The following is an 11,213-nucleotide window of genomic DNA, read 5'->3' on the forward strand; positions in this document are numbered from 1 at the left end:
TTATTTTAATTTTTCCAGCCAGGTCAGACAGGGTGCTAACCACTTTACTTCGCTTGTTTTGTTGTTCAATCCGAATCCATGTCCACCATTTTCATAGGTAAACACTTCATTGGGAATCTTATATTTTTGTAATGCCCGCTGATAACGGTACATATTTTCAACAGGCACAGCTTTATCATCTTTTGCACTCATCAGAAAGGCTGGAGCTGTATTTTTATCAACCTGAAGTTCATTTGAAAATAAAATCTCATCTTCTTTCTCAGGATTCGGCCCAAGCAGATTTTTACGGGATCCGGCATGTGTAATGGTGGTATCCATAGAGATCACAGGATAACACAGAATCGAAAAATCCGGTCTGAGATCTGTATTCAGGTCATTTGCAATATATGCTTTTTTGTAATGCGTGGATAATGTAGAAGCTAAATGACCTCCTGCAGAAAAACCCATTACACCGAGTTTGCGAATATCAACTCCCAATACCTGTTGGTTCTCCCGTATCAGCTGCATAGCGCGCTGTGCATCCTGCAGGGGACCGATCTTCTTATCTTTCATAATCTGATCGCTGGGTAACCGATATTTTAACACAAAAGCTGTATAGCCGTTTTTATTTAATTCACGAGCCACATCATGCCCCTCATGCCCGATCGCTACATGGGCATATCCTCCTCCGGGAATAACTAATATTCCGACATGCTTATCTGCAACAGTAGGCTTATAGATAAATAATTCAGGAATATTTTTTTGATACTCTTCACTATTTTCTCCTTTACTGTTTGGAATTCCCTCCGGATAAAGGAGAATTTTTTCCTGAGCTACGGCACGCAGAGCAATCATCAATACAAGATTTATTACAATTAAGGTTTTCATAGACTTACAGATTGGAAACAATAATAAGATCCAGATCTTTGGCAGGGAGATTAAATTTATTGGCCATATCCTTATTGGTCAGGTTGCCCTGATACAGATATATGGCACTGCGTATTCCCTGATTGGCCCAGATCATTTTGTTCATCCCCCCTGCTTCACCAATCTGAAGTAAGATCGGCGAAAAAATATTCGTAAGTGCGTACGTGGCTGTACGGGCCACTCTTGAAGCGATATTGGGCACACAATAATGAATCACATCATATTTACGAAAGACAGGTTTATCATGACTGGTCACTTCTGAAGTTTCAAAACATCCACCCTGATCGATACTTACATCAATCAGTACAGAATTAGGCTTCATTTGCGAAACGGTCTCTTCCGAGATTATACAAGGGGAGCGACCATTTACAGCTCTTAATGCGCCAATGACGACATCGCAGGATCGCACCGCCTTATTCAATACGATGGGTTGAATAACTGAAGTAAATACTCTGCTGCCCACATTATTCTGTAATCGTCTGAGACGGTATACAGAGCTGTCAAATACCTTGACCTGTGCTCCAAGCGCAATTGCTGTACGTGCTGCAAATTCACCTACAGTACCTGCTCCGATAATAACCATTTCTGTAGGCGGGACACCGGTAACTCCACCAAGCATAAGTCCCTTTCCGTCAAATACATTACTAAGATACTCTGCGGCTATAAGTACGGCTGTAGCCCCTACAATCTCACTCATTGCACGTACCACTGTCAGATGACATCCTTCATCCTGCAGGTACTCATAGGATAATGCTGTGACTTTCTTTTTGATCAGTGATTGTAATACAGCCAGATCCATCATAGAAGGCTGCTGGGAAGAAAACAACACTTGCCCTGTTTTCATAAGACTGACCTCTTCTAAGGTCGGACTGGCAACTTTAATGATCAGATCGGCCTTATACACTTCCTCGCTGCTATAGACGATCAATGCCCCCTGTTCACTATAATGTTGGTCCAAAAAATTTGATCCCGCACCGGCATTAGACTCTAAAATGACCTTATGCCCGTTCTCAATCAATAAAGCAACTGACAACGGAGTCAAGGCAATCCTGTTCTCCTGAAAGGACACTTCTTTCGGAATGCCTATTGTAAGACTGTTTTTTGATTTGCCAACAGCCATTAATGCCTCCTGAGGCTGCATCATTGCCTGTTGAGCGATTTTGGAAATACTACCCATCTATTCAAAAATTATCTGTCACTAATTTAGGTATTTATTAAGGTTTATTACAATAAATATGCTCGCTTTTAATAAGATGGTACAATATTAGCACATAAAATGTAATTAGGTTATTAAAAAAAAGTAGATTTGTATAGATTTTTACCCACCCTTAACGCATGAAAATTTTAAATTCAGTCAATCAACTGAGCATTGTCCCTCGTTGGATAATTTTTCTTTTTGATATTGCCTGTGCTTCATTTGCCTTCTTTTTAGCATATTCTGTCTTTTATAACTTCTCTTTGGAAGCATTTTACAGACCTGCACTGGCAATGGAGTTTATGTATTGCATGTCTATTACGGCTGTTGCTTTTTTGATTTTCAAAACACATACGGGCATTATCCGATACACAAGTGCTGTAGATTCCATCAGATTCTTATCGACAGTATTGTTTATTGTAATTATACTGTTTGCAATCAAATTATTCCTGATTGCAATGCGTATACCAACGATATTACCGACTAATCTTATTATTCTGTATTCGTTATTCGCTTTTGTCTGTCTCTTCATCTACAGAACCTCTATAAAAGTATTTTTTCAATACACCAAAGTGGCACAGGACAGCAAGAAGAATACTCTTGTATTCGGCGCGGGCGACTTAGGTATCGCTGTCAAAAGAACGATGGATCATGATCTGAGAGCTGCAAATGCTATTATCGGTTATCTGGATGACAGTGACCAGAAAATCGGAAAATCAATCGATGGTGTCAAAATTTATTCGCCTGATGATTTGGACAAGCTGATTCCCAAACTGAATGTGGAAGAGCTTATTATTGCATCTCCCAATATACCTGCTACCCGCAAGAATGAGATCACGGATATTTGTCTGGAGCATAATGTCAATGTATTAACATTACCTCCTGTACAAAAAATTATCAACGGCGATCTTAATCCTAATCAGATTCAAAAAATAAAAATAGAAGACCTGCTGGAGCGTGATTCTATCAAGATATCGAATAATAATATTCTGGAGCAATTAAAAGGCAAACGTGTGCTGGTAACCGGAGCTGCCGGTTCTATAGGAAGCGAAATTTCAAAACAACTGGGAAAATACGACCCGCAAATGATTATTCTTTGTGATCAGGCAGAATCTCCTCTTCATAATTTGCAACTGGATCTTCAGGATTTGTATAAAAATCAGATATATCACAGTTTTATAGCAGATGTGAAAAATTACGAACGCATGAAGAATCTGTTCGATACGTTCAAGCCACATGTTGTATATCACGCTGCAGCATATAAGCATGTCCCTATGATGGAGAACCATCCTATTGAGGGGGTACGAACGAATGTTTTGGGAACATTTAACCTGGCCAATCTTGCCGTAGATTTCGGGGTTGACAAATTCGTATTTGTATCGACTGACAAAGCGGTCAACCCGACCAATATCATGGGTGCAACGAAAAGAATAGCCGAAATATATGTACAATCCCTGAATAATCATCTGGAGAGATCAGAAAAGAAACATACCCGTTTTATTACGACCAGATTTGGGAATGTATTGGGATCTAATGGTTCCGTTATTCCAAGGTTTAAAGATCAGATCGAAAAAGGGGGCCCTGTAACAGTGACCCATCCGGAGATTACCAGATATTTTATGACTATTCCGGAAGCCTGTCAGCTGGTTATTGAAGCCGGCAATATGGGTAACGGAGGCGAAATATTTGTATTCGACATGGGAAAATCTGTAAAAATTGTCGAATTGGCTGAAAAAATGATCAAGTTGTCCGGCTTTGTACCAAATCAGGACATTGAGATAAAGTTTACAGGCCTGCGTCCTGGTGAAAAACTCTACGAAGAGTTGCTGAATGATCTGGAAAACACAATGGCTACACATCATGAAAAGATTATGATCGCCAAAGTACGGGAAAATGATTTTGCATTTGTACAAAGCGAGTTAGATACTCTTTTCACTATCATTAAGACACAAAACGAGACTAATATTGTCAGACAGATGAAGCAAATTGTACCGGAATTCAAAAGTCAGAACTCGATTTATGAGGCATTAGACAAAAAGGATATTCAGATTCAATAACTTAATCATCCTTAATAATTTAAATCTAAAACACTTGCAAATAATTTTTAAAAGTGTAATTTTGCGTTCCGAATTTTATTTTTTGAAAATGTCAAATAATCAAACCCGTGCAGCGGAATCTGCATATAAACCTCAAAAAGGTTCATTTTTCGTTGAAAACCAAAAAAGCCTTACTTTCATAATTGGAGGTATCCTTGTATTGGTAGTGTTATATTTTGGATATCAAAAACTTTATTTGGCTCCCCGTGCCGAAAAAGCTGCTAACCAGATCTTCAAAGCAGAAGAATATGCTGCTTCTACAGATGATTCGTTACAGAAAAGAGCAATTTCCGGAGACGGAGCTTATCCGGGATTCAAAGAAATTGCTGAAGAATATTCCAACACCAAATCCGCTAATATTGCAAATGCATATCTTGGAGGTTTGTATTTGAGAGAAGGCAAATTTGCTGAAGCGATCGAAGCGCTTGAAAAATATTCTGATACAGGCAGTGAGATTCTGGATCCGCTTGTTGTTGGAATGTTAGGAGATGCGTATTCCGAGCAAAAAGACTATAATAAAGCAGCTACTTTCTACAAAAAAGCAGCAGATAAAGCTGATAACTCATACACAGCTCCTTTATTTCTTAAAAAATTAGGGCTGGTATATGAGCAGTTAAAAGAAAATAAAAAAGCTGAAGAAGCTTATACCAAGATCAAAAGCAGCTACCCTGAAAGCCAGGAAGCAGCTATGATCGAAGGTCTGATCGCTCGTGTAAAAGCTGAGCAATAACAGGCTTTAACTCCGGTACTAAAAATTTAAAGGCTGCTAATAGCAGCCTTTTTCATTATATTTGTATTTAATATGGCAAGTAATCTTAAAAACTTATCCGATTTTTCTCATATACAGGTCGGTGACGCAAAGCAATTTAAATTCGGGATCGTAGTATCTCAGTGGAATGCTCAGGTAACTGGTGCACTCTTAAACGGAGCCGTGGAAGGACTGTTGAAGCACAATGCTTTGGAAAGCAATATTGAGATTGTAGAAGTACCCGGCAGCTATGAGCTGATCTCCGGTGCGGACATATTATTGAGAAATAAAGATTTTGACGCTGTTATCTGCCTGGGATGTGTGATTCAGGGAGAAACCAGACATTTTGATTTTATCTGCGATGCTGTAGCCAATGGTGTGGCTAATGCCGCTTTAAAATATGGAAAACCGGTTATCTTTGGCGTATTGACCACAGATAATCTTCAGCAAGCTCTGGATCGTGCTGGAGGTATTCATGGTAATAAGGGCGAAGAAGCTGCGATTACAGCTATCCAGATGGCACATATCAGTGCAAAGTATGCATAGTGAATTAAAAGATCAGAAACGATGAAACGTTATTTTATTTTAGCAGTTGGGATTCTGTTTATCGGGTCCACTATACTGTCTTCTTGTTCATCGACACAGCAATGTGCCGCATATAGTTCTTATCCTAAGAAAAAGCACAGAACAAGATAATCACCTTGCTGTGGTTATACGGATGTGTTATTAATTGTTACAATGATTGATAACACATCTGCTCAATTTGAATATAATATGAAAACATTCAGAATATTATTATACTCCATCTTTCTTTTATCAACTCTATTTCCTAAACATAGCTTCGGACAGGATACTACCCCGACTGTAAATAAACTGTGGGAAGGAATCGGAGGAAAAAGCAAATGGGATGAAACTCATTTTATTTTATTTTCGGCAGCAGGTAATAATACCTCTACGTTTATTGAAAACCCACGTAAATTTCTGATCAACAGACAGAACGGAGACTGCAGATTTGAAGGAGCTACTTCTTCAGGTGATGAGATTACACTCTTATTTAATTACAGAACCAATAAGATACGTAAGTTGTATGTCAATGAAGTAGAACAGACTAATCTGGATAATTTTTCAGCTAAAAATTTCCCTTTGATTACAAAGCAGTTTAAACAGGACGTATCGTTGCTTTTTCTGCCTACTGTATTAGGAAGTAAGCAATTCAAAACCGGAGATGCTCAACAAAAAATAGTGGATGCCGAGAAGCTAACCGTTGTAACAGTCAATTCTACAACAGATCTTAATGTAAAGCTGAATGGCAAACTTTTCTTTAATTCTGAAAGCGGTAAAATTCGCCGTTGGGAACTCAGTGCGGAAGATGACAGCGTACAATATCTGATAGACAACTTTAAGGATATAGGTGACGGGCTGATTCTTCCTACGACTTTCAAATCACTCAACGACAATAGTAAAAGTGTTATATTCAGCACGGTAGCTGCTTTTGTTGATATGGAATTATCAAAGTTTACAACTCTTTAGCTTTATTTGTCATATGAACTGGAAAAACATAACATCAGTAACCCAATTGGACGATATCATAGCGGATAATCAGGTCCATGCGATATTCAAACATAGCACACGATGCCCGGTAAGCAGTATGGCCAAAAGATCGCTGGAATTCAATGAAGATTTACTGCCCGAAGGTGCGAGCATTTTTTATCTGGATCTGATTGCACACCGGGATGTATCTAATGCTATTGCCGAGAAATGGAACATCAGACACGAATCACCTCAGGTACTGGTCATAAAAGGAACTGAAGCACTATACAATGCCTCACATGAGAATATTGACATGGCAGATATTGCGAAATTCTTTTCCTCATAAAAAATGGCTCTTGTTAAAAGAGCCATTTTCATTTAGTAAGTAAACTGGATTACTTTTCCTTCCCGTCCTGTCGAACTAAAAACTCGTAAGGAATATGTTTTTCCCTTCTCCAGTTTAAGCATTCCATTCTCCACTGTAGCAGCCGTCTTTGTTGGTACTGTACCATCTGTGGTATAGCGAACACTTCCTGTAGGGTATTCTGTATTTATCAATGCGTTATTGTTCTCGATCCTGACGCCGACTGCCGGCAGACGATACTGATACCCTCCGTTTAGTTTATCCAGTTTGGGTAATTCTACAGCACCCAGCTTTTTTGAGAATGAAGCATAATCCTTGTCAAAATCCCTGACATCATAAGTATCCGTCACTTCCCATTTTTTTTCCGGAGACCAGGCTCTTTCCGCTACCGCCATAAAACGCGGAAAGATCAGGTATTCCAAATGCGCAGGACTTTCTACTGTCTCGGCCCAAAGAGCTCCCTTCACACCCAGGAAGTTCTTTCTGCCAACTGCAGTCAGCCTTTCCTTTGGTTTAAAATATGCTGCTCCTTTTGCTTTTCCCTTTGCAATCTCCAGTACATTTAAAAAGAAGTTTTCGGGAGCGAATGAATAGGCTTCTCTAAGGTTGATATAAGCTGCCCAGTTCAGGCCCGGCTCTTCAAATAACGGTGTCCAGGCCATATCCAGATAGAAGTTACTCGCACTTGCAAATATAACTTTATAACCGGCATTAGCTAATTTATAGGCCAGGTCTTCCTGTCCTCCGCCAATAAGATTATTCCATACGTCCAATTGAATACGCTGATCTGCTAATTTAGGATTGACTACCATTCCTTTTCCCTCATTATGCATTCCCATTTCTTCCCAGCCTTCCATGATCAATCCCTTTTCATGGACCAGCTTGTTGATCTTGTTTACGTAATATGGCCAAACCTGATTGACAGATTTAATACCTTCCTGACTCATCAATTCCGCAATTTTCGGAGATTTTTCCCAAACACCGACAGGTACTTCATCTCCTCCGAGATGAATAGTCTTTAATTCTACTCCGGCAGCTTTATGTATCGCCTTGAGCTCATCCACTACTTTTGCAATAAAAGTATAGGTCGATGGCAAAGCCGGATTCATTACATTATCGTTCCAGTTTTGGGCAGAATTGTATTCGGATTTATCCTGCAAATCATACAACAGGTATTTTTCAGCTTCTGCCTGATTGCCTTGCTTCATGTATTTTTCATAGCGTGCCTGCATAGACTTGATTGCAGCACGTGCATGGCCCGGAGTTTCGATTTCCGGCACCACTGTGATATGTCTGGCCTTGGCATACTGAAGAATCTCAATGTAATCTTTTGTCGTATAATATTGTCTTCCTTTACCTGCTGCTCCGGATCGGTATGCAGGTTGTAAGGAGCGTCCATCCGCAAAAGATGCTGACCGCTGACTTCCTACTTCAGTAAGTTCGGGCAATCCCGGAATTTCAATGCGCCAGGCTTCATCTTCCGTAAAGTGAAAATGAAAAACATTCAGCTTATACATAGCCATAGCATCCAGCATCTTCAGCACCATATTCTTATCCTGAAAATTACGGGATACGTCCATCATAAATCCGCGATACTTAAACCGGGGTTTATCCTTTACCTGAAGATGTGCCAGAGTTATGCCCACATTATTCGAGACCGGTGGAAGTATGGATTTCAGTGACTGCAATCCATAGAATGCTCCTGCTGCAGAGGAAGCACGGATCAGGATGCCACTTCCATCGACAGTCAATGTATATTCCTCTTCCTCCATACCCTCTACTTTCTCCAAACGGACAACAGCATCATTTCCTGAAGATAGCGAAGACTTATAGCCCAGATTTTTCAAATCGTTAACAAAAAGGTTGCTTTCTGTCCGGAAAGAAGGATCGGCCTTAACAGTCAGCTTTGAAGGCAAGGCAAATGTTTTATCAGCACTTTTGGTTAAAGATAATGGAGTCGGTAAGATCAGTTGCCCTTGTTGGGTATTGCCCTTTGTATTGAACTCATATTGCTTACCTAATATCTCCAGCACTTCAGTGTTTGTACGCTTAGGTGCTAACACTTTATATTGAGGGACATCATATATTTTGCCCTTCTGATTAATGAAATATAATCCTCCCGGAGCCTTACTTGTGTTACGTAACGGAGCAATGGCATCGAAGGATAATATTAAAGAGTCATTCGGATTTATTTCCTGATAGGAGGACTGAAGAAACTGTAAAGCATAAAGATCCCCGTTGCGATGCTCTATCCTGTAATTTGTATTTCCTTTGTCTTCTTTTACCAAAAACAAATAATTGAACATTAAGGTCCAATCCTTAAGATTCACCGGTTTCTTACCAATATTTTTGACAATAAACATGGATCTGGAAGATTCATCAACAGACTTTGCATCATCAATCTTCCAATTCACCTGCAAGGCTTTATTTAAAGCAATGTCCTGTGCCTGTGCCTGATAGGAACATCCCATCAATATAGTTACGGCCAGACTTGCCCAATTTCTATTTCTCATATTTCTTTATCGCTATGATCATTGATTTTTAACGCATTAAAATACACAAAATTGATTAAAGAGGTCATAATTAAAAAAAATAGTGAGATATTTTCAATTTTATTTGGCATAATAAAATGATGTTTCTATATTTGCACACCGAAACACAAAAAGGCCCGTTCGTCTAGGGGTTAGGACGCAAGATTTTCATTCTTGAAACAGGGGTTCGATTCCCCTACGGGCTACAAAGTTACGAACAAAACACTTAATTCACAACGAGTTAAGTGTTTTGTTTTTTGTATTGGTACAATATAGGTACAACACGTTGATATTCAGTGAAATATTTTTTACAAACACCTCATTTTCAATTATTTATTGTTTTATTGGGTTGTTTTTTGTATATTTAATATGTGAAACATGATATAGTAACTGTTAGTTTTGTACCACTCATAACACTGAACAAAGACCAACATTCAGATTTATACACACTCTCTCAAAAAGTATTTTCCGGATTAGATTTATCACAATCAACTATTAAAGATTACAAATACCGTATTGGTCAATTCTTAGACTATGTTAACAGCAGCGGATTTAACCACAATACATTATTAAACTATAAACGGCAATTAATTAAGTGTGATTTTAGTGTATCAACAAAAAACAAATACTTTATTTCCGCAAAGATATTTTTAAGAGAACTGTATAGACTGGATTATCTTGAAAAGGATATTACCATAAATGTCAAAGGATTTAAGCAAAACCATCAACATAAAAAAGACGGTCTAAGCGATGACGACATAAGCATCCTCCAGAACCATTGTAAGACATTACAACCAACTCCCGAAAATTTAAGACTGAAAGCGATCATATCGCTTTTTTTGTTTCAAGGACTTAGGCAGATCGAAGTTTGCAGACTGGACATAAAAGACATTGACCTAAAAAACAAATGTGCATTTGTACACGGTAAAGGTCGGGACGACAAAGAACTGATTTGGTTACATCCGTTTACCGTTAAAGCGGTTAAGGAATATTTGAAATGTACCCGTTTTAAAGACGGAGCTTTATTTCGGAGCAATAGTAACTTCTGTAGAAATCACCGATTGACAACAAAGTCAATACGGACAATTATAAAGGGTCTGTTGAATGATCTTGGTATAGATGGCACTACTCATGGGTTTAGACATTTCTTTACAACCAGACTCATTAAAAGTTATAAGGGAGAATTATTAACAGTATCCAAATACACTCGCCATCGAAGCATACAAATGCTTGAAGTATATAATGACGAAGTAATAAGGCAGGAAGACCTGCCACGGTTCTATGGTGTATTTAACGAACTCAAATTTTAGTAATAATAATGAAAGTAAAACACGTGTACCAACATGATAATACAGGATGCGGTATTGCATGTATTGCCATGTTGGCCAACCAAACCTATCACGAGATGAAAGAGCTATTAATATACAAAGGTTTGTTATCCGATAATACAGAATTTTTTGGTACTACATTTCGGCAACTTACTAATATACTTACTTCTTTCAATTTTAGATCTATGCCGAGACGTAAATTTAAGAAATGGTCAAACATACCTGCTAAGATTGCTATTGCTTCTACGAACTACGATAATTCTGGCAGTTGGCATTGGGTCATATTCGTCCGTGACATTGACGGATTTTATATATACGACCCTTGTAAGCGGAGAAAGAAGATCAGAGACCTTAGAGGAAAAATGAGCGGTTGGTTTATTGAAATTTTGTATTAAAATATATTTCATTAACAGTGATAACATAAAATAAGTCGTTGTGTTTTTCATGAAACATTCAATTTATCAAAAAAGACTTTTTAAAAACTTTTTTGAGTTTAAAAACCACTCTATGCAAGC

At 38.5% G+C, this 11,213-nt stretch carries 10 protein-coding genes and 1 tRNA gene; 8 read left to right on the plus strand and 3 right to left on the minus strand.

Annotated features, from left to right (window positions below; all coding sequences use genetic code 11):
• A complete protein-coding gene (locus tag HMPREF0766_RS12395; protein ID WP_002997697.1) occupies positions 1-867 on the minus strand; it encodes an alpha/beta hydrolase in 867 nt (288 codons plus the stop codon).
• Positions 868-871: 4 nt separating this feature from the next.
• A complete protein-coding gene (locus HMPREF0766_RS12400) occupies positions 872-2,083 on the minus strand; it encodes an alanine dehydrogenase (RefSeq protein ID WP_002997700.1) in 1,212 nt (403 codons plus the stop codon).
• Between the two features lie 158 nt (positions 2,084-2,241).
• Between HMPREF0766_RS12400 and HMPREF0766_RS12405 the strand changes: the two genes are divergently transcribed.
• The 5 genes from HMPREF0766_RS12405 (at position 2,242) to ytxJ (ending at position 6,821) form a co-directional block, all read left to right on the plus strand.
• Positions 2,242-4,158 (plus strand): polysaccharide biosynthesis protein, encoded by a 1,917-nt coding sequence (locus tag HMPREF0766_RS12405; RefSeq protein WP_002997702.1) that lies wholly within the window; start codon positions 2,242-2,244, stop codon positions 4,156-4,158.
• An 88-nt stretch (positions 4,159-4,246) separates the two neighbouring features.
• Positions 4,247-4,927 carry a tetratricopeptide repeat protein gene (locus tag HMPREF0766_RS12410; RefSeq protein WP_003008733.1) on the plus strand — a complete coding sequence of 227 codons (681 nt, stop codon included), beginning with the start codon at positions 4,247-4,249 and terminating at the stop codon, positions 4,925-4,927.
• 72 nt (positions 4,928-4,999) lie between these two features.
• Positions 5,000-5,491 (plus strand): 6,7-dimethyl-8-ribityllumazine synthase, encoded by a 492-nt coding sequence (gene ribH, locus HMPREF0766_RS12415; protein ID WP_002997708.1) that lies wholly within the window; start codon positions 5,000-5,002, stop codon positions 5,489-5,491.
• 228 nt (positions 5,492-5,719) lie between these two features.
• On the plus strand, positions 5,720-6,475 hold the full coding sequence (locus tag HMPREF0766_RS12420; RefSeq protein WP_037460354.1) for a hypothetical protein: 756 nt from the start codon (positions 5,720-5,722) through the stop codon (positions 6,473-6,475).
• A gap of 13 nt (positions 6,476-6,488) precedes the next feature.
• Positions 6,489-6,821, plus strand: a complete 333-nt coding sequence (ytxJ, locus tag HMPREF0766_RS12425; RefSeq protein WP_002997713.1) for a bacillithiol system redox-active protein YtxJ — start codon at positions 6,489-6,491, stop codon at positions 6,819-6,821.
• Positions 6,822-6,853: 32 nt separating this feature from the next.
• On the opposite strand, the gene HMPREF0766_RS12430 is transcribed toward ytxJ, so the two are convergent.
• Positions 6,854-9,352: a family 20 glycosylhydrolase gene (locus HMPREF0766_RS12430; protein WP_002997717.1), complete on the minus strand. Its 2,499-nt coding sequence runs from the start codon at positions 9,350-9,352 to the stop codon at positions 6,854-6,856.
• Between the two features lie 152 nt (positions 9,353-9,504).
• Here HMPREF0766_RS12430 and HMPREF0766_RS12435 point away from each other — a divergent pair.
• The 3 genes from HMPREF0766_RS12435 to HMPREF0766_RS12445 all read left to right on the plus strand — a co-directional run bounded on the left by HMPREF0766_RS12435 (position 9,505) and on the right by HMPREF0766_RS12445 (position 11,093).
• A tRNA-Glu gene (locus HMPREF0766_RS12435) sits at positions 9,505-9,576 on the plus strand.
• Between the two features lie 165 nt (positions 9,577-9,741).
• Positions 9,742-10,680, plus strand: a complete 939-nt coding sequence (locus tag HMPREF0766_RS12440; RefSeq protein ID WP_002997720.1) for a tyrosine-type recombinase/integrase — start codon at positions 9,742-9,744, stop codon at positions 10,678-10,680.
• Between the two features lie 8 nt (positions 10,681-10,688).
• Positions 10,689-11,093 (plus strand): cysteine peptidase family C39 domain-containing protein, encoded by a 405-nt coding sequence (locus tag HMPREF0766_RS12445; RefSeq protein ID WP_002997723.1) that lies wholly within the window; start codon positions 10,689-10,691, stop codon positions 11,091-11,093.
• Positions 11,094-11,213 lie beyond the last annotated feature (120 nt).

The organism is Sphingobacterium spiritivorum ATCC 33861, assembly GCF_000143765.1.
Taxonomy (GTDB): Bacteria; Bacteroidota; Bacteroidia; order Sphingobacteriales; family Sphingobacteriaceae; genus Sphingobacterium; species Sphingobacterium spiritivorum.